This is a genomic window from Acidicapsa borealis (genome assembly GCF_059115245.1).
Genome location: NZ_JCACNY010000001.1, coordinates 3,531,871 through 3,554,062, shown reverse-complemented (window position 1 = coordinate 3,554,062; position 22,192 = coordinate 3,531,871). Strand labels below are relative to the sequence as shown.

Genomic DNA, 22,192 nt, shown 5'->3' with positions numbered 1-22,192 from the left:
ATTGATAGCGTTGAGTATACCCAAGCTGCCCGCGTGTATCGCATTGCGCGATCTATCAGCGGCCATCGGCGGAACTATTTTTGCCAGGGAATGGTAAGGCCGCCTGTAAGGCTGGAAACTTTCTCGACGTTGTGGCTCTTGCACCATCCTTCGAGTTCTTTGACCAGGCGCTCGACGGCACGCGGGTCGGCGTAGCTTGCCGTGCCCACCTCGACTGCGGTCGCCCCTGCGAGCAGGAACTCGACAGCATCTTCCGCTGTCACGATGCCGCCCATCCCCAGAATCGGAATCGAGACTGCCTTCGCGACTTCATACACCATGCGCAGAGCGATGGGCTTGATCGCCGGGCCGGAGAGGCCCGCAGTGATGTTGCGAATCAGCGGCTGGCGCGTTTCCGCATCGATAGCCATGCCCAGGAAGGTATTCACCAGCGAGATCGCATCGGCGCCTGCAAGAGCCGCCACACGCGCCATCTGGCTGATCGACGTGACGTTGGGTGACAGCTTCACAATCAGTGGCCGCTTCGAAGCAATCTTGGCCTTGGCGACCAGCACTTCCAGCGCCCCGCAGTCGGCACCGAAGGTCATCCCACCCTCATGCACGTTCGGGCAGGAGACATTCAATTCGTACGCAACGATGCCTTCCGCGTCATTGAGCCGCTCGATGACCGCGATGTAGTCCGAAACCTGGTAGCCGAAGACATTCACGATGCACTTGGCCTTCGGATAGCGCTTCAACTCCGGCAGCTTCTTCGCGATGAAATCGCCTACGCCGATATTCTGCAGGCCGATGGCGTTGAGCATGCCTGCCGCGGTCTGCACAATGCGCGGCGCCTCATTGCCTGCCATTGGTTCGAGCGACAAACCTTTCGACACGAAGGCGCCGATCCGTTCGAGTGAGACGATCTCCTCAAACTCGATCCCGTAACCGAAGGTTCCGCTGGCGGCAATGACCGGGTTCGCCAGCTCAATGCCGGCGAACTGCACTCGCATATCAGGCTTCAAAGGCAATCGCTCTCTTACTTCACGCTCTTCCGATTTTACCGGGCCTTGCTGCCGTTCTCCTTGAACGACTCGGTCAATATCCGGCCCACCGCTGCCGATGGCTGATTGATTCCGAGAAGGGAAGCGAATGTCGCCGCCAGATCCACCGGTTCAGCGCGGCCGCGATACGTGCCCGGCGCAAAGGCCGAACCATAGAAGGCCAGCGGTACATGCCGGTCGTAGGACCAGGGGCTGAAATGCGTCGTGCCTGACCCGTGCTGATCCTGCATCTGATATCCGGCCAGCACCAGCATGACGAACCAGTTACCGTGATCGACGTAGCTGTGGCCAAGCTCTCGGCCAAACTCGGTGGGAGGCAGTTCCCCATGCGCGAATTGAAGCCGCGTGTAAATGCCGCCGACGATCGGCGTTGGCGGCAGACGATGCGTGGCTGGCTCCTGCGGTACAGGCGGGCCTAGCTTGGCGACTGCCTCCGGCAGTGCATCGCGCAACGCTCCCTCGGCCGTAGCTTCATCAATCTTCATGGCCTCGAAGATGCGGCGGTTCAGATTCAGATAAGGCAGGTCGCTGGTCGGCATCACGTACTCGATTGCGTTGCCGACACTTCCAAACCGCTCGTTGAGCGCGGTATTGACGTTCGCTACCAGGCCGTTGAGATCGAAGGTCGCAGCATTGATGCCGAGAGCCGCAGCGTTTGCCGGAACAGGAGCCACGCCATGATCGGCGGAGAGGCCGATCCACACGTTCTTCAGACCGACCGTCTTGTCCAGCCAGCCGAAAAAGCGGTCCAGATCCTGATCGAGACCGAGCACCATGGCATGCTCCTGGTCGGAGTCCGGTCCATACCTGTGGCCGACCAGATCGTGCGCCGACAGCGAAACCGTCAGCATGTCCGTCGTCGGTCCCTGGCCTAATTTTTCGCCCGCTACCAGAGCTTGCGCAAAGTCCAGCTCAAAGTGGTTGGCCACGGGGCTCAGCTCGATCGTTGCGGAAAATTTACCGTCCGCCGGTACTCCGGCTTCCTTCGCCGCTTCAGCAAGCCGTCCGCTCGTGTTGAAGGCCGTTGCCCAGCCGGGCAGATGTTCCATGTAGTACGTCGAGGTCGTGAATCGCCCGCTTGCGTCGTCCAGCCAGAATGCGCCGTTGGCCGATTGTCCCGGTGGCAGAATGGCTGCGCGATCCTTGAGCGACACTCCGAAGACCCGCGACTTACCCTGGGTGGCAAGACGAAGCTCGTCGCCTACGGTGGAAGCCCGCAAATTGCGCGGGGAAGAGCCCTTCAGTTCCGATCCAGCAGGCAGGTCCACGAGCGTGTACCGTTCGTCTTCCACCGAGGAAACCTTGCGGTCGTACCAGCGGCTTGCATCATAAAACTCGTTCGACTCGATGCCGTGGCCGTCGGAGTACGCGCCGGTGCCGATAGTCGCATGCCCCGGTGCAGTCTTGGTGTTCGCGTAGTTGTAGTAGCAGTCGGGGAACCATGCGCCCTCGTCCAGAAAGAGCTTGAACCCACGCCCCTTGAACTCCGAGCGATAGCGCTGCAGCATGTCGGAACGGAACTGGTCGATGACTACGATGACTACGAGCTTGGGCTGTGCTTGATAGGCCTGGGCGTTCAGAGCAGGAGGGTTAAGAAGACCGGCTAGCAGGGAGACGATGGCGACGACGGCAGCGAGGGAAGAAAGACGGCGCATTCCTCAATCCTAAAGGCAGGAAACAGGGAATATGGCACAGGGAACAGCGAGTTGCTGAAACGTTAATGAAGGCGAAACAACGGAAGACCGTCAGGACTTCATTATGCGGAACGCTCCTCCGCTTGGTGCAACAAAGCGCCTTCTGATCCCTGTTCCCTAATCCCTGTTCCCTCGTCGATCTTCATTTCGCGCATCACGCGCTCGGTCACTGGCCGGCAGGGGCTGCCTGCGCAGATCATCCAGGGCGGCATCGGCTTGGTGACTACCGACCGCACGGAAATCACCGCGCCTTCGCCCACCTCAGCTCCCGGCCCGAGGACGCATTCTGAAGCTACCCACGATTGCGAGCCGATCGTGATCGGCGTCGAAATTGTCGCGAAGTAAGGATCGGTATGGTCGTGGGTTGAGGTGCAGATGTAATTGCGCTGAGAAATGACCACATGCCGCCCGATGACGACCGGCAGAAAATTCTGGACTTCGGTGTTGGCGCCGATCGTCGAGCGCTCTCCCATGGTCAGGTTCCAGGGCACCCACACACGAACTCCGGGTCCGATCAGGCAGGCCGGACCAATCTCCGCGCCGAAGAGCTTGAGCAGAGCGATCCGCAGCGGGCTGAGTGCCGAAGGTGTGTGCTCCCAGAAGGGAATCTGAAACAGTCCCCAGAGCGCCCGCAGCAGCTTTACCCTGAGAGGCGTGCTGCTCGGCACCTTGTACAGATCAACCCGCAGAGGCCCCTCTCCGGGTAGGGCTCCTGAAAGGTCCGGCTCCTGCTCCCGCGACTGTCCAACATTCGGCAAAACCTCAGAACTCAACCCAACCTCCGAGAAAATTCGCTACCGTTGTTCACGGACCACTAGCCACTGACCACGAACCACTGCCTTACCTCGTCTATAATCGCAGAGAACCAAGAATTTCTGTAGGAGAAGTTCGTTTCGAGCCAGGCAGCCAGACATCGCAGCCGGCCAGCAACGTCCATCCGCTAAAGGTCGCTACCCGCACATGATTCGTTTCCTGCAAAGCAAAGATAATCGCCTCGTCAAGGCGATCTTTATAGTGATCATCGGCGCCGCCGTTGTCACCATGGTCATTACCCTGATTCCCGGCATCTTCCAGGACTCAGCGGTCACCCCGGACACCTACGCGACGGTTTATCCGCATTGGTACAGCAAGCTGCTCTTCAGCGGCGAAAAGGTTTCGCTGGCGCGTGTGCAGCAGTTCGCCCAGCAGCAGGCTCAACGCCAGGGACAGCGCATCCCGCCCCAGTTCATGGATCAGTACATCCAGATGATCCTGCCGCAGGCGGCGCAGCAACTCATCCTGCAAAAGGTCATGCTGGTGGAAGCCGGCAAGCTAGGCCTGACCGCCAGCAATGATGATGTGCGAACCTTCCTCACCAGCGGGCAGCTGGCCGAGTACTTCGCGCCCAATGGCCAGTTCGTTGGCGAAGACAAGTACAAGAACATCGTCTATCAGCTTACCGGCGGCCTTTCCGTTGACCAGTTCGAGAAGGAAGTTCGCGACCAGATCGTCCTGACCCGCCTGCAGAAGCTCATCACCGCGGGTGTCACCGTCAACGACAACGAGATCCGCGACGAGTACCGCAAGGCCAACATCAAGATCAAGTTTGACTATGCGGTCATCTCCTCGGACGACCTGCGCAAGCAGATCAACCCGTCGGATGCCGATCTGCAGGCTTTCTTCACGAAGAACGCAGCCCGCTATGCCTCGGCCGTTCCGGAAGAGCGCAAGATCAGCTACTTCGCTTTCACCGCCGACCAGATCCCCGGCGGTACGCCGAAGGTTACTCCGCAGGAGGTTCAGGCCTACTACCAGCAGCATCAGGCTGAGTATTCAGTTCCCGAACAGGCCCGCGCCCGCCACATTCTCATCAAGACCTCGGGCGGCGCAGCCAAGTCGGATGCGGAAGCCAAGGCCAAGGCCGAAGCTCTGTTGAAGCAGATCCGGGGCGGCGCGGATTTTGCCGAACTGGCCAAGAAGAACTCCGAAGATCCCGGCAGCGGCGCTCAGGGCGGGGAACTCGGCTTTGCCCGTCGCGGCATGATGGTGCCGGAGTTTGACAACGCCATCTTCACCCAGAAGATCGGCGACACGCAGATTGTCAAGACCAACTACGGCTATCACATCATCCAGGTGGAAGAGCGCCAGACGGCTCACTCCCAGCCACTCTCGGAAGTGGCGCCAGCTATCACCATCACCCTAACCCGGCAGAAGCAAACCGCCGCCGAGCAGCTCTATGCGCAGACCCTCGCCACCGAAGCCGCCAAGAACGGCCTCGCCAAGACGGCCGCCGCACATGGGCTTCAGGTCGTCACCACTCCGTCGATTCCCGCCAGCGGCGTCATTGCCGGCCTGCCGGACGGATCGCAGGTCATCTCCAAGGCGTTCACGGCCAAGCTCAATGGAGAGCCCGGCTTTGCGACAACAGGTGAAGGCTACGCGATTTTCCAGGTCACCGGCGTTACCGCGCCGCACGCGCCTGTCTTTGCTGAATTCAAGTCGCAGATCGCCAAGGACTACGCGGATGAGCGTCTGCCGCAGCTCCTCGCGGAGAAGACCAAGGCCCTCGCCGACAAGGCGCATGCCTCAGGCGATCTCGCGAAGGCTGCCAAGGAAGTCGGCGCCACGGTCAAGACCAGCGACCTCGTCGGGCAAGCTGGCCAGGTGCCTGACTTCGGCCAGGTGGGCAGCGTAGCTCCTGACCTCTTCAATCTGAAGATCGGCGACATCAGCGGACCGATCAATGCCCAGCGGACCGGCGTCGTCGCCAAGATCGTGGACAAGCAGGAGCCAACCACCGACGAGATCAACAAGAACCTCGATCAGACTCGCGAGCAGGCACTTGATCGCCGCCGTGAAGATGTCTTCAGCGTCTTCGTCAGCACGACCGAGGACCGCTACAAGAAGGCCAAACTGATCGCTCTCAATACGAAAATCGCCAAACAGGGCCCCACCCTGCCAGGCCAGTAAGTCAAAGCCGGCAATCAGGACCAGCCGGAACTACGCGGACCAACATAGAACTCCCCGGAGCCACAACTCCGGGGAGTTCTACTTTCTAAGCCTCCTCTGACGGGGCCCGGGGATCGAATCCATACGATCGTTTCGTTCCCACTCGAATCGACGATTGTGATCCTGTCAGTTCTAGCTGCAAGGAAGAGCAATAACGACCATACTTCGTTTCCCAGTTAAGGCTAGCGTGACGGCAGAGGTGGAATAAACATGTCTAATTCTGCGGAAATGAAAGACTTTATGGCGACGATCAACTCCATTCAAAGCAGGTTTATGGAGAGCCTCATCACCGGGAGACGCGATGCAATCTTTTGCCAGGCAGCAAAACGTGAAACCCCACAGTCGGAAGTAGACCCAGGAAAGGCCTACACTGACTCCCAGCGAGGAACATTTTAGGGCGCGCAGCGCTAGGGCCAGTATTTAGGTGGCTTTCATTCCCGATGAGATTCTGCCGCTGCCTCCGCTGTAGCATTTTGTGCTCTCATCTTCACAGAGTCAGCGGATAATGAACCCATGCGATTTCAAAGATCTTCCGGCGTCTTGCTGCACATCAGCTCACTCCCCTCCTACGGCGGCATCGGCGATCTCGGCCCGGAAGCCTATAAGTTCCTTGAATTTCTTGCAGCAGCCAAGCAACACGTCTGGCAGGTTCTGCCGCTCTGCCCCACTGGCTATGGAAGTTCGCCGTACGCCGGCAGCTCAGCTTTCGCCGGCAATCCCTTTCTGATCAGCCTCGAACTCCTCGCCGACTGGGGATGGATCGCGGGGGACCGGATTGCCAACCTCGCCGGCCGCAGCGGCAACGTCGACTTCGAAGACGTGGAATCCCGCAAGCTACCCATTCTCTATGAGGCAGCCCGCAACTTCCTCGAACGCGGCGCCAGCGAAGACCAGTTTCACGCCCAGTGGCAGCGCTTCACCGCCTTCTGCACCGCGGAAGCCTCCTGGCTCAACGACTACGCCTACTACGCTGTTTTCCGCCGCCACTTCAACACCGGCGCATGGGCTGCATGGCCCGACCCCATCCGCCGCCGCCACCCGGAGGCGATGGCGAAGGCCGCGATTGATTTCGGCCCTGATCTGGCCGTCGAGCAGGTACTTCAATTTGCGTTTGAAGAGCAGTGGCGTGCCCTGCGCTCCGCCGCAGCCAAGCAGAAGATTCGTATTCTGGGCGATATCGCCATCTTCGTCAGCATGGATTCAGCCGATGTCTGGGCCAATCCGGGCCTCTTCGAGCTCGACGAAGACCTCAATCCCATCCACGTCGCCGGCGTACCCCCCGACTACTTCTCCCCGACCGGCCAGCGCTGGGGAAACCCGCTCTACCGCTGGGACGCTCTGGCAGAAACCGGCTACGCCTGGTGGGTGCAGCGCGTTCGCCGCAGCGTGATGGTCTACGACATCGTCCGCCTCGACCACTTCCGCGGTTTCGAGGCCTACTGGTCGATCCCCGGCAACGAAGAAACCGCAGTCAACGGCGAATGGGTGAAAGCCCCCGGCGCCGACCTCTTTGCCCGGCTCGAACACATCCTCGGCCCCCTGCCGCTGGTCGCCGAAGACCTAGGCCTCATCACACCTGAAGTCGATGCTCTCCGCCTGAGTCAGGGCATGCCCTGCATGCGGGTGCTTCAGTTCGGCTTCAGCGGTGCCGATGCCCACGATCATTTGCCGCACCGCTTCGTGCCCGGCACGGTGAGCTATACCGGCACGCACGACAACGACACTACCTTTGGCTGGTGGCAAAAGGCCACGGAAGTCGAGCGCACCGCTCTCGAAACCTATCTCGGCGCTGTACCCGAAAGCCCGGTCTGGCCGCTCATGCGCGCCAGTGCCGCCTCCGTCGCCGAACTCGCCCTCGTGCCTGCGCAGGACCTCCTCAATCTCGGCTCGGAAGCTCGCATGAACACCCCTGCCGTAGCCGTAGGGAACTGGAGCTGGCGAGCCCCGGAAGGCTCGTTCCACGAAGGCCTTTCCCGTGGCCTCGCCGACCTGGCCCAGGTCACCGACCGCGACAACGACCCGCTGGCGCCGTTTGCTGCACCCACGCCCGTTCCTCCCACCGGCTCAGTCGGCGGCCAGGCCTAATTTTTCCATAAGGATTGCCCCCCAAACCCAAGGCTGCCCTGGCAGCCGTCACCCCGGTAGCCCTATCCTGAAGCCATCCAAAGGCTTCGAGGGCTATCCGGCATGGGCAATTTACTCCGAGTCGCATGCACCATTGCTATTGTCGGCTTCCACATCGCTCACGCTCAGACCATCGCGGTCGTTACCGGCGACGCGCGTGTAGACAAGCTCCTCGGTCAAATGACCCTCGCCGAGAAGCTCACTCTGATCCACGACAGCCGTGAGGATCCTTCCACTTACCAGGGGCAGGCTGGTTACATCCGCGGCATTCCCCGCCTCGGCATCCCCGGCCTCCGCCTTGCCGACGGCCCACCCGGCGTCCTCACACGCCACCCGTCGCAGGCAGAAACCGCCACCATGGGCGTCGCCGCCACCTTTGACCCGCCGCTCGCCGAGCAAAACGGCATCGTCATTGGCCGCGAAGCCCGCGCACTCGGCATCGATGTCACCCTCCAGCTTTTCGTCAACCTTGACCGCGACCTCGCCTTCAAGCGCGCCTACAACACCTTCGGCGAAGACCCGCTGCTCACCAGCCTCATCGGCGCGGCTGAGATTCGCGGCATCCAGTCCCAAGGCGTGATGGCCCAGGTCAAGCATTTCATCGGCTTTGACAGCCCTGCCACCGATATTTGGATCGACGACCAGACGCTCCACGAGGTCTACCTTCCGCCCTTTGAAGCTGCCGTCCAGGCCGGAGTCGCCTCCGTCATGTGCTCCTATAACCACATCAACGGTTCGCACTCCTGCGGTAACGCCTCCACCCTCACCGGCATCCTGCGGAACCAGCTGGGCTTCAAAGGCTTTGTCACCTCCGACTGGGGCGCCACCCATTCCGCAGAGTTTATGAACGCCGGCCTCGACATGGAGATGATCGACGGTCCCGACAGCACCGGGTACCAGGAACCAGCTTTCCTCGGCGCGGAAGCAGCCGCCCTGCCACTTCCGGCCGATCCAGAAACCGTCTCTTCTGGCGATCTCTACGGCGGGCAAATCCCCGAAGAAGCCGCCCCCGCTCCCTCGGACGGCGGCGACCTCGGCGCCCAGGTCAAACCGAAGACCATCGCCGAAGCCCTGAAAGACGGATCCGTCACGGAGGCCGCGATCACCCGCGCCGCCGGCCACGTCCTCCTCCAGATGCAACGCTTTGGCCTGCTCGACGGGAAGTCGAAGCACGAAATCACCCCGCCGGCCATCGAAGCTAACGCCAGAATCATCCAGCGGACCAGCGAAGAGGCCGCAGTCTTGCTCAAGAACGAAGCCTCAGCCCTGCCCCTCAAGGCAGCGGATCTCGACTCGATCGTCCTCATCGGCCCCACCGCCGGCCAGGTTGATGCCATCGGCATCAATGGCGAACGCTCCCAGGGCATCACCAGCCGACAGATCGGCCCGCTGGAAGCCATAAGAAAAATCTCCGGCCACCCCAACATCCAGTTCGCTGTAGCCGACGACATGACCGGAGTTCCCATCCCTGCCACACTGCTGAGCCACCAGACCCAGCAGGGCAGCCACCCCGAAAGCCAGCCCGGCCTTCAGCGGGTCGTATCCGGAAAAACAACCACAGACCCACAGCTCAACTTCACACACCAATCCGGTAACCCGCTCGCGCCCAACATCAGGGCCACATGGACCGGCATTCTCACCATCCCCAAAGCAGGGAATTACTGGCTCTACCTCCAGGCCCTCGGCACCGATGCCAGCCTCTCGATCGATGGCAAGCTCATCGGGATAACGGGCACGTTTCAGGGCGATGTCCACGGTGACATCCTCCAGGCCAACCAGGACAACGTCCTGCCAACCACCGACGGTCTGGACAACATCCGCCACGCCATCGAACTCACCGCCGGCCCTCACACCCTCAAAGTCCAGATCAGCCCCGACACCTCCAACGCCCCCGTCCAGATTCGCCTGAACTGGTACACCCCCGAGCAGCGTCAGGCCGACCATGCCGCCGCTATCGCCGCTGCCCGCCGCGCCAATGTCGCCGTCGTCTTTGCCTGGACCCGCCGCGTACCCTTCTTCGCCCTCGCCGGCGACCAGAACCAGCTCATTGAAGAGATCGCCGCCGTCAATCCCAACACCATCGTTGTCCTCAACACCAGCCAGCCCGTAGCCCTGCCCTGGGTGACGCGCGTCAAGGCAGTCCTCGAAATGTGGTGGCCCGGCGACGAAGGCGGATGGTCCACCGCGAATCTACTCCTGGGCAAGACCAGTCCCGCCGGCCGCCTGCCCATGACCTGGGCCAATCGCCTCGCAGACTACCCCGCCACAGATCCCCGCTACCCGGAACGCTCGGCCGAGGGTGTCAACCATAAGACCACTTTCTCAGAAGGCGTGAACGTCGGTTATCGCTGGTTCGATCATGAAAACCTCGCCCCGCTCTTCCCCTTCGGCCACGGACTCAGCTACACGTCGTTTGCGTACTCCGCCCTCAGTGTTACAAAGGCCCCGGACGGAGGTCTCACCGCCACTTTCCGTCTCCAGAACACCGGCAAGACCGCTGGCGACGAGGTTCCGCAACTTTACCTGAGCGCCCCCAACCCACCCCCTGCCGGTGCTGCTTTCCCGGTCCGCAAGCTCGCCGCCTTCGATCGCATCCACCTCAACTCAGGCGAAGCAAGAGTCGTCACACTGCGCGTCCCGCTGCGCCAGCTCCAGTACTGGTCCACCGACGCCCATGCATGGACGACTCCTGCTGGCACCCGCATCATCAGCGTCGGCTCATCCTCCCGCGATCTCCCCCTGCAAGGGGAGGCAAGGGAGTAGCCCGTGATCCGCACCGCCGCACTCAGGGCCAAAAGCCCGCCAGGCACGAGCGCTGCGGGGCCCAAGATCCAGCCGTCACCCTCTTTTTTGTCAAGTCTCCAGCCCCCCTCTTCCCGCACTCTTGGCTGATCCTGATCCCCCGCGGAGATGCCTTGACCCCTGCGTTTATCCCCGTCTTTCCTGCCTTTTTGTCACCGCTTGAGCCGCCCTGCATCCCCCGCCCGCCGCCCAAAATAAGTCCGTTTCCAGTTGCGTTGCATTTTCACCAGAACGCGCACAATGGAGGTATCGGATACCTCCAACTTCGGAAGCCTCGTCATGCCCAGGAGCGATCCCGATCCTGAAATTGCACCTTCATCCTCGTGATGAGTGCCGGTCCGCTCCGGGGTGGCCAAACCTGCTCTCACGTGCACTTAACCCCCCTTTAGCATCACTAAAATGAAGGGCAAACCGCACAAAATGAGCTAGATAAGGGGAAAACAGCATACCCCAACCCCCTGCCCCAGAAAAATCACGATTTTCACCACATTCGCACCACCCGCGGAACTTCTCTATGATTTGAGTTCACCATGACCGACTCCATCACCGTATCCAAAGAGGATTACCTCAAAGCCATCCTCGAAGCAGAATCCGAAGGCCACAACGTCATTCCTGCGACGCTGGCCCATTGGCTTTCGGTTTCTCCTCCTGCCGTGACCAATGCGCTGAAGCGGCTGAAGCGCGATGGCTTCGTCGACGTGAAGGCCGACGGCATTGTGCGGCTGACGGCAAGCGGCAAGGAGACGGCCTATCGCACCGCTCTACGCCACCACCTCATCGAGCGGATGTTAAGCGAGGTTTTCGGCATGGAGTGGTACGAGATACACGCGGAAGCAGAACGCCTCGAACACGCCGTTTCACCAGCCTTCGAAGCGCGCCTCATCGAAAAGCTCGGAGAACACGGTACTTGCCCCCACGGCAACACCGTCCTGCCGGAAAGCCCGGCGCAGCGCCGCAAACGCGGCCTCATCCAGCTTTCCGAAGGCACGGAGAGCGCCGAGTACACCGTCGCGGCCCTGTACGAACGCGACCCCAAGCTGCTGATCTTCCTTCATCAGTCGGGCATCAGCCCCAACACCCGTCTTCGTCTCGTCACCAAGAACTACGACCAGACCGTGGCGATCGAAACACCAATAGGCTCGATTACCCTGGGCCGCCCTGCAGCCGAACGTGTCTGGGTCAAGCGTGCAGGGTCCGCCGGGTCGAAAAACGGTACAAGGGATTCGATCAAATGAATACGCCTGGAAAATAGTTATTAACCATGGTTAATAATCTGTGCCATACTGGCGATAACAGGACATTCACGAACGGGAATTCCCTGTCGACGCCATGGCTACTCAAACGACCCAGAATCCGGCTCAGGAAAACCTTCGGCCCTCGATGCCGGACGTATTTTCGTCGGTGAGCGTTTCCCAGTCGCCGCAGCTATGGCGCCGGCTGCTTGGCTTCCTCGGCCCGGGCTTCCTGGTGGCTGTAGGCTACATGGATCCCGGCAACTGGGCCACCGACCTCGCGGCCGGCTCGCGATATGGCTATACCCTGCTGTTCGTCATCATGCTGTCGAACCTGATGGCGATTTTGCTGCAGAGCCTGGCTGTCAAGCTGGGCATTGCCACAGAGCAGGATCTGGCGCAGGCCTGCCGCAACCAGTACAGCCGTCCCGTCGCCATCGGACTTTGGATCCTCGCCGAAATTGCCATCGCTGCCTGCGACCTCGCGGAAGTGATCGGCTCGGCTATCGCGCTCCAATTGCTTTTTCATATCCCGCTGATCTTCGGCGTGCTCATCACATCGCTCGATGTGCTGCTGATCCTGTTTCTCCAGAATCGTGGATTCCGCTATCTCGAGGCCCTGGTGATTGTTCTCATCGGCACGATCGCGGCGCTCTTCGGCATCGAGATCGTCCTGGCACGTCCAGAGTTCGGGCCCATTCTCAGCAATCTTTTCATCCCCTCGCGGGAGATCCTTTCGAATCCTGACATGCTTTACATCGGCATCGGCATTCTCGGCGCGACGGTGATGCCGCACAATCTCTATCTGCATTCGTCGATCGTGCAGACGCGCAACTACCCGCGCACGCCGGAAGGGAAGCGCGAGGCCATCCGCTTCGCCAACTGGGACTCGGCCGCGGCTTTGACGATGGCGTTGTTCGTCAATGCGGCGATTCTTATCGTTGCCGCCGCGGTTTTCCACCGTGGCGGTCACACCGAGGTTGCCGAAATTGAAGATGCCTATAAGCTGCTTTCGCCCATGCTCGGTGTTGCCGGAGCGTCGGCTATCTTCGCTATTGCGCTACTTGCTTCCGGTCAGAACTCGACGCTGACGGGAACGCTAGCCGGACAGATCGTGATGGAAGGGTTTCTGAACTTCCGCCTGCCGCAATGGAAGCGACGCCTCATCACTCGCCTCACGGCTATCGTTCCGACGTTGATCGTCGTGGCGCTCTACGGCGAGCATGGCACGGCAAAGCTGCTCATCTTCAGCCAAGTGGTGCTGAGTATGCAACTCAGCTTCGCTGTCTTCCCGCTGGTAGCGTTCACCAGCAACCGCAAGTTGATGGGACAATTCGTCAATGCTCTGTGGTTGAAAGCGCTGGCCTGGCTGATCGCGATCGTGATTGCAGGGCTGAATGCGTGGCTGCTCATCCAGATATTTCAGGGCAAATAGCGTGCTTCGCATGCTAGTATCTTGCCATTCGCCTATGACCGCCTCTCGCTAAATCCAGTGCATCGACTACGCATCTGCCGCTGTCAAAGCGGAGAAGGGTTGCGCAGTCTCATCGTGAACCTGGAAACCGGCCAGCACACAAGCGAGGCATCCCATGCAGCGATCTTCCGTTTCACGTGTCTTCGAAGTGATCCATTCGGCGCGACTCGATCTCATTCCAGTCACGGTTGAGTCGCTTCTCTGCCAGCAGCGCAACAGCTCCAAAATGCACATCGAACTGGGAGCGATCCTCAAGGCTGAAATCCCGCTATCGTGGCCGCCTGTCGACTGGGAACCGCATGTCCTCCAATACCTGCTCGACCTGATCGGAACGGACGCGGAAGCTACGGGCTGGTGCCGTTATTTACTCTTGCGCGATGAGGGTACACAGACACGCACGTTGATAGGTACCTTTGGCTCCGGCTTTCCCAAGCCTGAGACCGGACTGTCCGAGATCGGATACGGTCTGCTTCCCGAGTGGCAGCGACGGGGCCTTGCGGCAGAGGCCGTTCTTGCGATGCTGCCGTGGCTGCGGACGCGGCGTGCGATTACTGCTTTCGTGGCGCAAACCTTCCCGCATCTGCGCGGCTCGATTCGTGTTCTCGAAAAGACCGGCTTCCGGCCAGCGGGTCTGGGATATGAGGACGGTACGATTCTTTTCCGGCGAGAGTGCGAGACAATCAAGGCAGTTGCGTCGCCGGAGAAGAGATGACTGCTATCCGCAATTTGCCCTCCTGGAAGAATTTGTTTGCTGCGACGCTTACGGCGGTCGTTCCCTTTGCCCTTCGCTCGGTGAATGCGCAGACGCCGGTCACGATCACTGTGCACGCCGATCAACCAGCGGGAGCATACAGGCCGCTGTGGAACTTCTTTGGCGCCGACGAGCCAAACTACATCTACGCGCCGAACGGCCAGAAGCTGCTTCGCGAACTAAGCAGCCTGAGCCCAGTTCCGGTGTACTTCCGTCCGCACAATCTGCTGACAACGGGTAACGGCGACGGCTCACTCAAGTGGGGCTCCACCAATGCCTACACGGAAAAGCCGGATGGCACTGCGGTCTACGATTGGACCATTACTGACAGAATCTTCGACGCGCTCATCGCAGCCAAGGTTCGTCCGCTGGTCGAGATCGGCTTCATGCCGGAGGCGCTGTCAACGCATCCCGAACCTTATCGGCACACCTTTCCCAGAGGAGACATTTATACCGGCTGGGCCTATCCGCCGAAGGACTACGATAAGTGGGCTAGGTTGGTTCTCGCATACACAGAACACCTGAAAGCCCGCTACGGGGTGCAGGTCGATACGTGGATGTGGGAAGTCTGGAATGAACCGGATATCGGTTATTGGAAGGGAACTCCGGAAGAGTACGACCACTTATACGATGTCACTGCAAACGCCGTGCGCCAGGTGCTGCCAAGGGCTCGCATTGGCGGCCCGGAGTCGACCGGTGTGACCTCAGATCGCGCTGAAGCTTTCCTTCGTCAGTTCCTCGAGCACTGCGCTCATGGCAGGAACACGGCGACGGGAGCAACAGGGGCGCCACTCGACTTCATCAGCTATCATCCGAAGGGCCGTCCGTCGAACATCAGTGGCGCGAACGGTTCGCATGTGCGCATGGATATTGGGCATCAGCTGCGCGCTATTGATCGTGGCATGCGTATCATCGCCTCCTACCCGGAGTGGAAGAACACGCCGATCGTCCTCGGCGAAAGCGACCCCGAAGGCTGCGCCGCCTGCAAAGGTGCGGAGAACGGCTATCGCAACGGGCCGCTTTACGGCGTCAGCGTTGCCGAGGCTACGATGCGCACATATGAGCTGGCGCATAAGTACGGACTTACGGTTGAAGGTTCGGTAACATGGGCCTTCGAATTTGAAGATCAGCCTTACTTTGCCGGCTTTCGCGAGTTAGCTACGAACGGTGTTGATAAGCCGGTGCTGAACGTATTTCGCATGATGGGCATGTTAGGCGGCGATTGGCTCAAGACGGAAAGCTCCCATGCAGTGTCGCTCGAAGATATCGAGCAGGAGAGCGTCGTTGGCTCCTCGGACATCAATACAGTCGCTACGGCTCGTACTGACGGCTCCCATCACTCCATTGATGTGCTGCTGTGGAACTACAACGATGACGATGTCGCAGCCCCGGAAGCTGCGATCCAGCTCAAGATTGCTGGTTTGGACGCAAGCACCGTCACAGCCGAAGAGTTTCGGATGGATTCGACGCACAGCAACGCGTATGCCGCCTGGCAGCAGATGGGAAGTCCGGTAGAGCCGACGGCGGAGCAACAGCAAAAGCTCGAGGCCGCCGGCACCCTCGAACGCTCCGTTGCGCCCGGTCCACTGACGGTTCAGGCAGACGAGGGCACCATCGACCTGAAACTTCCGCGGCAAGGCGTGGCGCTGGTTCGCCTGAGCTGGTAGCCGCCTTTACACCTTGTACCCAAAGCGCCGACAATAGGCCTGAACACATATCGAGCGAGGATCCCCGAATGCCACTTTCCGGCGAAGCAATCCGACTGATGAACTACATCGATGACGTCTCCGTAACCCTGCGCCGCATTCTGACCGGGGTAGCCACGCTCGACGACAGCGAACGCGCTCTCGTCTCCGCCCACCTCGCCCAGGCCAAGCCCAGCGCGACCGACGTTCTTGACGCTCTGGCAGCCAAGAGCCCGCTTAAGGAAACCATCTAGGTTCGTTGAGTCCTATTGAGTCCCATCCAGAACCGGTCAGGTCTGTCTTGAGTCATCCTGCAATCACCGTAGCGATCATCGGCGCCGGCCCTCTTGGTCGGCGCCTTGCATTTCATGCGGCGCGCGCCGGTTTCCGGGTCATTCTTGAAGACGTGATGCCTTCAAGCCTGCGTCATGCCGAAGGAGCTCTCCGCGAAGGGCTGGGCCCAGGGGCGATGCCCCTCGTCAGTTTTGCCAGCACGGTAGAAGAAGCTGTGCGCGAGGCTGATCTGGCCATCGACTGCGTTCCCGATGAGCTTGAGTCGAAGCTGGAGATATTCTCACTGATGGACCGGATGGCTCCGCCGAAAACAGTCTTCGCCACGCCCACCACGAACCTTTCGATTGCGGATCTCGCGAGCTGCACCTATCGTCCGGCACAATGCGTCGGCCTGGCGCTGGATGCGGCAAAGCTCTCAGAAGAAATGCCGGTATCCATCGAGATCCCCATTCGCATCACGACTCGTACCAGTGCGGCAGCACAAGCGGTTGTGATCGAGTTCTGGCAGCAACTCGGTTATGTGCCAAAGGTCGAGCTGGACGCTGCGGAAGCGATGTTGCGGTAGCCAATTCGTCGGTGCACCGTCAAACCGGGAACAAAGGCTGAGCAGACTGCGTACAAAGATCAGGCAGAACTCCGCCGCGGCTCCCTATGCAAAGCTTCAGTGACATTCTCGGCGAAGTCTTCCGTGCCATGATGGCCAATAAGCTGCGCACTTTCCTGACCATGTTTGGGATTGCGTGGGGAGTGGGTTCGCTGCTGGTGCTGGTCGGCCTCGGCGAAGGCTTTCGCAGTGGGCAGCAGCGCAATCTTGCCAGCGTCGGCAATGACGTCATCATGATGTGGAGCGCGACGGTTCCAGCACTTCCCAATCAACACACTGCCCAGCGGCCTTACAAGCTCACGCCAGCGGACGAAGCAGATATGCGCAAGCTGCCTGAGCTGCGCTCTGTTACGGCGATATTGAACCGTCAGGATCTCTACCAGGTGAGCGCCTGGTCAAATACGTCGTCACAAGTGCTTGGCGTCGAGCCTAACTTCGCGCAGGTTCGATTTGTCCCGCTCGAAGAGGGCCGATTTATCAATGCCGGGGACCTGACAGGTCGCCGCCATGTTGCCGTACTTGGATTGAAGTCAGCGAAGCTGCTGTTTCCCGGCCATCCGATGGTCGGGGAAACCATCACCATCAATGGGACGGCTTTTACGGTGATTGGACGTGTAGGCACAGTGAGCCGCGGCAACAGCGATTTCGACGATCAGAAGATCTATATCCCGCTCACCACCATGCAGCAGCTGTTCGCGATGAAGGGCGAAAACATCCCGCAGGACGCGCTGACCTCGATCCAATATCAGCCGGCAAAGAAGGGCGATGACACTGCCGCTCTCCGGGCTGTTCACGAGGTCATCGCTCGGAATCACGGTTTCGATCCCTCGCTCAAAGAAGCCTTTGACGAGTGGGATACGATTCACACCTCGGCGCTGATCGGGAAGATCTTCGACGCGATGGATATGTTCCTTGGCGGCGTGGGAATTGTCACGCTGGGTTTGGGAGCGGTGGGCATTGTGAACATTATGCTGGTCTCGGTCACGGAGCGTACCCGTGAGATTGGCCTGCGTAAGGCTCTGGGCGCGACGAAGCGAAGCATCCTGACACAGTTCTTTCTGGAAGGGCTGATCCTTACGACCTTCAGCGGCGTTGTCGGCATAGGGCTTTCGGCTGCCTTCATGGGGCTGCTGCAGGTAACGCTGGGCGGACAGATGCCGGGATTTGATCCTCCGCAATTGGTCTGGTGGTCGGCTGCGCTGGCGCTGGGGTCGCTGGCGGTCTGCGGGGTCGTGGCAGGGGTATATCCGGCGAGTATTGCCGCGTCACTTGAGCCAGTTGAAGCGCTGAGAAGGGAATAGCAGATGTTGAAGGACATTCTCATGCAGGCGTGGGAGGCTATGGTCTTCAACCGCCGGCGCACCATGATCACCATCGTTGGCATGGCGTGGGGCATCGCTACGGTGGTGCTGCTGCTGGCGTATGGAGCAGGTTTCAGTCGGGCGATCGAGAACATCTTCGCCACCTGGGGAACGACGCTGATCGGGGTATTTCCTGGGAAGACGAGTGAACAGGCGGGCGGAGACAAGGCCGGGGTCAAGGTTCGCTTTACTCAGGACGATGTGGACCTGGTCTGGAATAGTGTTCATGGCCTCAATCACATCACGCCGATGGTCAACAAAGACGTGCCGGTGCAGGACGATCTGCATACATTCACGTGGACGGTGAACGGCGTGCTTCCGGCGGCGCAGGAAATCATGCATCTTCCAGTCGAGACCGGGCGCTTCTTCAACGGGGGAGAAGAGGAGCAGCGGGCGCATGTTTGCGTGATTGGGTCCGAGGCGAAGACGAAGCTGTTCTCGGGTGGATATGGCGTTGGTGAATCGATCCGGCTGAGTGGGATTCGTTTTACCATCGTGGGCGTGCTTGAGGCGAAAATCCAGGAGGGCGATAGCGACGTCAACCGGCAGATCTACATCCCGTTCAGCACGATGGGCGACATCAAGGACACGAAATACCTGGATGGGATGTGGATGAACTATACCGGCGACCACGAGAAGATCGAAGCGGATGTGCGGGCCACGCTGGCTGCAGCGCATCACTTCCGGCCGTCTGATAAGCGGGCAATCTTTGTTGCAAATCTCATGGAGCAGCTAAGCCAGTTCCGGATTCTTTCCATGGCACTTCAGGTATTGCTGGGCCTTGTCGGCGCGCTCACGCTTGGCATTGCTGGCATCGGGCTGATGAACATCATGTTCGTCGCTGTGCAGCAGCGGACCCGCGAGATCGGTATCGAGAAGGCGCTTGGTGCGCGCAAGCGGCACATCCTGATTCAGTTTCTTGCTGAGGCATTCGTGATTACCGGGGTGGGCGGAGTGACAGGAATTGTGCTGGCTGAAGTGGTTTCGCTGCTGGTCGGGCGAATCACGTTCTACAGCGCTATTGCAGCGCATGCCGAGAACACGGATATCGTTCTGACCATTTCGCCGGCTTCAGTCATGGTTGCGACGGGAATTTTGATTGTGACAGGGCTGGTCAGCGGAATGATCCCTGCGATGAGAGCCGCCAATCTTGATCCGATCGAGGCACTGCGGTACGAGTAGGGTGCAGGGGGCAGCGGATAGCGAACTATACCGGCGGTAAAGCGTCTACGACCGGAATTCCAGGGGGCGGCGCAAAATGGAATTGCGCTTCCGGGATGGCCGCATTTGCTTCCTCTCCAGAGAAGGAGAAACTGGTCTTCGCGCCGTCGACTTCTTCGATCGAAATCGCGGTAATCGTGCCTGTTGACGTAACCGTCAGGGATAGTTTGCTGATACGTTTCTGCTGTCCTTTTGGAATTCCCGAGAGAGTTAAATCTCCGCTGTTGGTCGATGCGAGGGCGAGACCTGTCAGTTCTGACTCGATTTTGGTGTGCCCGAGCAGGAAACGAAGCGGTGAGCGCAGGTCGTCGAGCTGGCTGGCAGGGATGCGCTGGACCTGGCTCTGCCCCGGCGAGTAGAACCAGGCGTATTTGCCGTCGAGCACAAAGACTTTGCCCTGCGTGCTCTGATAGTCCCACCGCATCTTGCCGGGCTTGCGCAGGAGCATCGTGCCGGACTCACTTCGGCGCATGCCGAGGCCCTCATACTGCTCATGGAATTGTGCTTTCAGGCTTTGCAGGTGGTTGTAGTGCTCGTCGACTTTCCGGGCAATTTCTAGTGCACTGGGTTGCGATGACTTGCCTTGCGCATGCGCTGGGGGAAGGCTTGCTATGACTAATACGAACAGGCTGAACACGACGCGCGTGATCAGCCTGCATGTTTGGAATTTGAATTGCACTTCGATCACTGGGCGAGTTCGCTGCAATTTGTGCCGCCCTGGGGATCATCCTTGATGGTCCCGCCCTCGTCCATGCAGAAGCCGCGATTGCCGGTGGAACCGGGGACGCGTGGAACAGCGTTGACCATGTACTTGACGTTGCTGGCGGAGTCGTCGGCCTTCTGCGGACAGCTGATGGTGAAAGTGTAGCCGTCCTTTACGCCGCTGGCGAGGTCACCGGAGATCATGCCGGATTTACTGGCGGTGTTGGTTGCCTCATCTTCGCCACCGAGAGCCTTGATATCGCAGGCGTAACCGATCTTGGCATAGGCGCCGGTGTAGAGCGATTGTCCGGTTTGGATGGCTTTGAGCGAGGTAATGGCGGAGAGCTCATTGCTGTGGATGCGGAACTTCTTATAGCTGGGCACGGCCAGCAGCATAAGGATGAGCATGATGCTGATGACGATCAGCAGTTCCATGAGGGTGAAGCCGTTTGGGCGTTGGCGGCGGGAGCGTTTTTGCATGGTGGTCATAGAAATCCAAAGCCTCAATGTTTCAGCCTGAAACGGTTTGGCAGGCGCGTTGGGTAAAACGGCAAACCTGCTCGCTTGAATCGTAACGCCTGCGGGAGGCAAAAGGAAAGCCCGGTTGTGGACAGTGCTCCGGGAAATTCCCTCAAGGCGATAGACGCATCTGCTGCGAAATCCGCTCGCAGCCGGCCTGCTAGCAGACGAGACGATTACGCTTGAGCTTTAGGCCATCCAAGCGGCCGAGTAGAGTGACGGCGATGCGCTCGGAGATGAACAGCTTCTGCGCCATCGCCTGCACCTGGTCAGCGGTGACGGCATCGAGACGCTCGAGGACCTCTTCGACGGAGAAGAAGTGTTTGAAGTACATCTCCTGACGGGCGAGGTTGGACATGCGCGCGCCGGAGCTCTCGAGGCCGAGCAGGATGTTGCCTTTGACCTGCTCTTTGGCGCGATGGAGCTCTTCGGGCGTAAGGAGGGTTTCCTTGAGCGTGCTGAACTCGGCCATGACCAAGTCGAGCATTTCGAGGGTCTTGTCGGCGGACGTTCCGGCGTAAACGCAGAGAGAGCCGGTATCGCTGTAAGGGCTCAGGTCGGAGTAGATGGAGTAGGCCATGCCGCGCTCTTCGCGGATGGTCTGGAAGAGACGCGAACTCATGCCGCCGCCGAGAACGGTGTTCAGAATGAGGGTCGCATAGCGATTCTCGTCGGTAATCGGCGGGGAGGGCACACCCAGGCAGATCTGAACCTGTTCCAGAGACCGCTTGTTGCGCAGGATGATCGGTGCGCTCACTTCGGGAGACTGGAAGGCGAGTTCCGTGGTTCCGGCGGCGAGGGTGCTGAACTTGTCCGCGACGGAGGCTACGAACTCGTCGTGGTCGAGGCGGCCGGCGGCGGAGAAGACCATGTTTCCGGCGCGGAAGCGATCGCCGTGGTAGTCAAACAGGGTTGTCCCGTTGAGGCCGGAGACGGTCTCCGTTGTTCCCAGAATGGGCTTTCCCAGGGGCTGGTCTTTCCAGAAGTTCTGGGTAAAGATTTCGTGGACGAGAACGTCCGGGTTGTCTTCGTCGATCTTGATTTCTTCCAGGATGACGCCGCGTTCACGCTCGATATCCGTGTCGGCAAAGATCGGGTTCAGGACCAGGTCGGAGAGCACATCGAGAGCGATGGGAACGTGGTTTGAAAGCGCCTTCACGCTGAAGCAGATCGTCTCTTTGCCGGTGAAGGCGTCGAGATTGCCGCCTATGGCGTCCATTTCGCGGGCGATATGCTGGGCGGAGCGCGAGCGGGTGCCTTTAAAGAGCATGTGCTCGACGAAATGCGAGATGCCGTTGATTTCAGCGGCCTCATAACGCGAGCCGGACTGGACCCAGACACCCATGGCGACGGAGCGGAGGTGTTCCATGCGCTCGGTGAGGACGATGAGGCCGTTGGGTAGGACAGTACGGCGGAGATTGCGTTCGATGTGTTCGTCGGGCTGAGAAATTGGTTTCGTCATGGATAGTTAGCTAACTCTTCGATTGTAATCTTCTGGGTCAGGATGCGCTTTTCTGGGAATTTGGCGGCGCACAGGGAGAGTTGCGGATTGACTTCCGAAATGGGCCGGCGCAAACTATTGCTGTAGGTAGATCCGGAAGCCGTGCAAGGGCTCCCGGAGTAGCGAGCACTACTTATGAAGCAGCACTCGGATTAGAACAGCCAAAGCTAGCAGGAATCGCCAGTCGAGCACGATAC

At 59.8% G+C, this 22,192-nt stretch carries 17 protein-coding genes; 11 read left to right on the top strand and 6 right to left on the bottom strand.

Annotation, left to right across the window (positions count from 1 at the left end; all coding sequences use genetic code 11):
• Positions 1-74: 74 nt before the first annotated feature.
• The 3 genes from AC5S27_RS14570 to AC5S27_RS14560 all read right to left on the bottom strand — a co-directional run bounded on the left by AC5S27_RS14570 (position 75) and on the right by AC5S27_RS14560 (position 3,510).
• A complete protein-coding gene (locus tag AC5S27_RS14570; RefSeq protein ID WP_493937316.1) occupies positions 75-992 on the bottom strand; it encodes a dihydroorotate dehydrogenase in 918 nt (305 codons plus the stop codon).
• A gap of 47 nt (positions 993-1,039) precedes the next feature.
• Positions 1,040-2,698: an alkaline phosphatase family protein gene (locus AC5S27_RS14565; RefSeq protein WP_493935292.1), complete on the bottom strand. Its 1,659-nt coding sequence runs from the start codon at positions 2,696-2,698 to the stop codon at positions 1,040-1,042.
• Positions 2,699-2,799: 101 nt separating this feature from the next.
• Complete coding sequence (locus AC5S27_RS14560) at positions 2,800-3,510, bottom strand: LbetaH domain-containing protein (RefSeq protein WP_493935291.1); 711 nt, start codon at positions 3,508-3,510, stop codon at positions 2,800-2,802.
• A gap of 187 nt (positions 3,511-3,697) precedes the next feature.
• Here AC5S27_RS14560 and AC5S27_RS14555 point away from each other — a divergent pair, with 187 nt between their 5' ends.
• The 11 genes from AC5S27_RS14555 to AC5S27_RS14505 all read left to right on the top strand — a co-directional run bounded on the left by AC5S27_RS14555 (position 3,698) and on the right by AC5S27_RS14505 (position 19,234).
• The gene (locus AC5S27_RS14555; RefSeq protein WP_493935290.1) at positions 3,698-5,686 is read left to right on the top strand and encodes a peptidylprolyl isomerase; all 1,989 of its coding nucleotides are present in this window, start codon (positions 3,698-3,700) and stop codon (positions 5,684-5,686) included.
• A gap of 552 nt (positions 5,687-6,238) precedes the next feature.
• Positions 6,239-7,810 (top strand): 4-alpha-glucanotransferase, encoded by a 1,572-nt coding sequence (malQ, locus tag AC5S27_RS14550; protein WP_493935289.1) that lies wholly within the window; start codon positions 6,239-6,241, stop codon positions 7,808-7,810.
• Between the two features lie 102 nt (positions 7,811-7,912).
• A complete protein-coding gene (locus tag AC5S27_RS14545) occupies positions 7,913-10,612 on the top strand; it encodes a beta-glucosidase (protein ID WP_493935288.1) in 2,700 nt (899 codons plus the stop codon).
• Positions 10,613-11,181: 569 nt separating this feature from the next.
• Positions 11,182-11,886, top strand: coding sequence for a metal-dependent transcriptional regulator (locus AC5S27_RS14540; protein WP_493935287.1), 705 nt, complete (start codon positions 11,182-11,184; stop codon positions 11,884-11,886).
• 94 nt (positions 11,887-11,980) lie between these two features.
• Entirely contained in the window at positions 11,981-13,318 is a 1,338-nt protein-coding gene (locus AC5S27_RS14535; protein ID WP_493935286.1) for an Nramp family divalent metal transporter, read from the top strand.
• Between the two features lie 154 nt (positions 13,319-13,472).
• Positions 13,473-14,069 carry a GNAT family N-acetyltransferase gene (locus tag AC5S27_RS14530; RefSeq protein WP_493935285.1) on the top strand — a complete coding sequence of 199 codons (597 nt, stop codon included), beginning with the start codon at positions 13,473-13,475 and terminating at the stop codon, positions 14,067-14,069.
• The gene (locus AC5S27_RS14525; protein ID WP_493935284.1) at positions 14,066-15,775 is read left to right on the top strand and encodes a GH39 family glycosyl hydrolase; all 1,710 of its coding nucleotides are present in this window, start codon (positions 14,066-14,068) and stop codon (positions 15,773-15,775) included. The genes AC5S27_RS14530 and AC5S27_RS14525 overlap by 4 nt, the downstream gene beginning before the upstream one ends.
• Positions 15,776-15,843: 68 nt before the next feature.
• Positions 15,844-16,047: a hypothetical protein gene (locus AC5S27_RS14520; RefSeq protein WP_493935283.1), complete on the top strand. Its 204-nt coding sequence runs from the start codon at positions 15,844-15,846 to the stop codon at positions 16,045-16,047.
• Between the two features lie 47 nt (positions 16,048-16,094).
• Positions 16,095-16,652, top strand: coding sequence for a 3-hydroxyacyl-CoA dehydrogenase NAD-binding domain-containing protein (locus AC5S27_RS14515; RefSeq protein WP_493935282.1), 558 nt, complete (start codon positions 16,095-16,097; stop codon positions 16,650-16,652).
• 86 nt (positions 16,653-16,738) lie between these two features.
• The gene (locus tag AC5S27_RS14510) at positions 16,739-17,992 is read left to right on the top strand and encodes an ABC transporter permease (protein ID WP_493935281.1); all 1,254 of its coding nucleotides are present in this window, start codon (positions 16,739-16,741) and stop codon (positions 17,990-17,992) included.
• Between the two features lie 3 nt (positions 17,993-17,995).
• Positions 17,996-19,234, top strand: coding sequence for an ABC transporter permease (locus AC5S27_RS14505; protein WP_493935280.1), 1,239 nt, complete (start codon positions 17,996-17,998; stop codon positions 19,232-19,234).
• Between the two features lie 25 nt (positions 19,235-19,259).
• On the opposite strand, the gene AC5S27_RS14500 is transcribed toward AC5S27_RS14505, so the two are convergent.
• The 3 genes from AC5S27_RS14500 to AC5S27_RS14490 form a co-directional block, all read right to left on the bottom strand.
• A complete protein-coding gene (locus AC5S27_RS14500; RefSeq protein ID WP_493935279.1) occupies positions 19,260-19,910 on the bottom strand; it encodes a LolA family protein in 651 nt (216 codons plus the stop codon).
• Positions 19,911-19,957: 47 nt separating this feature from the next.
• Positions 19,958-20,464 (bottom strand): type IV pilin protein, encoded by a 507-nt coding sequence (locus AC5S27_RS14495; protein ID WP_493935278.1) that lies wholly within the window; start codon positions 20,462-20,464, stop codon positions 19,958-19,960.
• A gap of 190 nt (positions 20,465-20,654) precedes the next feature.
• Positions 20,655-21,956 carry a M16 family metallopeptidase gene (locus AC5S27_RS14490; RefSeq protein ID WP_493935277.1) on the bottom strand — a complete coding sequence of 434 codons (1,302 nt, stop codon included), beginning with the start codon at positions 21,954-21,956 and terminating at the stop codon, positions 20,655-20,657.
• Positions 21,957-22,192: the final 236 nt, after the last annotated feature.

Coding starts and splice junctions, on each gene's coding strand:
- AC5S27_RS14570 (WP_493937316.1), bottom strand. CDS start 992: ATGCGAGTGCAGTTCGCCGGCATTGAGCTGGCGAACCCGGTCATTGCC.
- AC5S27_RS14565 (WP_493935292.1), bottom strand. CDS start 2,698: ATGCGCCGTCTTTCTTCCCTCGCTGCCGTCGTCGCCATCGTCTCCCTG.
- AC5S27_RS14555 (WP_493935290.1), top strand. CDS start 3,698: ATGATTCGTTTCCTGCAAAGCAAAGATAATCGCCTCGTCAAGGCGATC.
- malQ (WP_493935289.1), top strand. CDS start 6,239: ATGCGATTTCAAAGATCTTCCGGCGTCTTGCTGCACATCAGCTCACTC.
- AC5S27_RS14545 (WP_493935288.1), top strand. CDS start 7,913: ATGGGCAATTTACTCCGAGTCGCATGCACCATTGCTATTGTCGGCTTC.
- AC5S27_RS14540 (WP_493935287.1), top strand. CDS start 11,182: ATGACCGACTCCATCACCGTATCCAAAGAGGATTACCTCAAAGCCATC.
- AC5S27_RS14535 (WP_493935286.1), top strand. CDS start 11,981: ATGGCTACTCAAACGACCCAGAATCCGGCTCAGGAAAACCTTCGGCCC.
- AC5S27_RS14530 (WP_493935285.1), top strand. CDS start 13,473: ATGCAGCGATCTTCCGTTTCACGTGTCTTCGAAGTGATCCATTCGGCG.
- AC5S27_RS14525 (WP_493935284.1), top strand. CDS start 14,066: ATGACTGCTATCCGCAATTTGCCCTCCTGGAAGAATTTGTTTGCTGCG.
- AC5S27_RS14520 (WP_493935283.1), top strand. CDS start 15,844: ATGCCACTTTCCGGCGAAGCAATCCGACTGATGAACTACATCGATGAC.
- AC5S27_RS14510 (WP_493935281.1), top strand. CDS start 16,739: ATGCAAAGCTTCAGTGACATTCTCGGCGAAGTCTTCCGTGCCATGATG.
- AC5S27_RS14505 (WP_493935280.1), top strand. CDS start 17,996: ATGTTGAAGGACATTCTCATGCAGGCGTGGGAGGCTATGGTCTTCAAC.
- AC5S27_RS14495 (WP_493935278.1), bottom strand. CDS start 20,464: ATGACCACCATGCAAAAACGCTCCCGCCGCCAACGCCCAAACGGCTTC.
- AC5S27_RS14490 (WP_493935277.1), bottom strand. CDS start 21,956: ATGACGAAACCAATTTCTCAGCCCGACGAACACATCGAACGCAATCTC.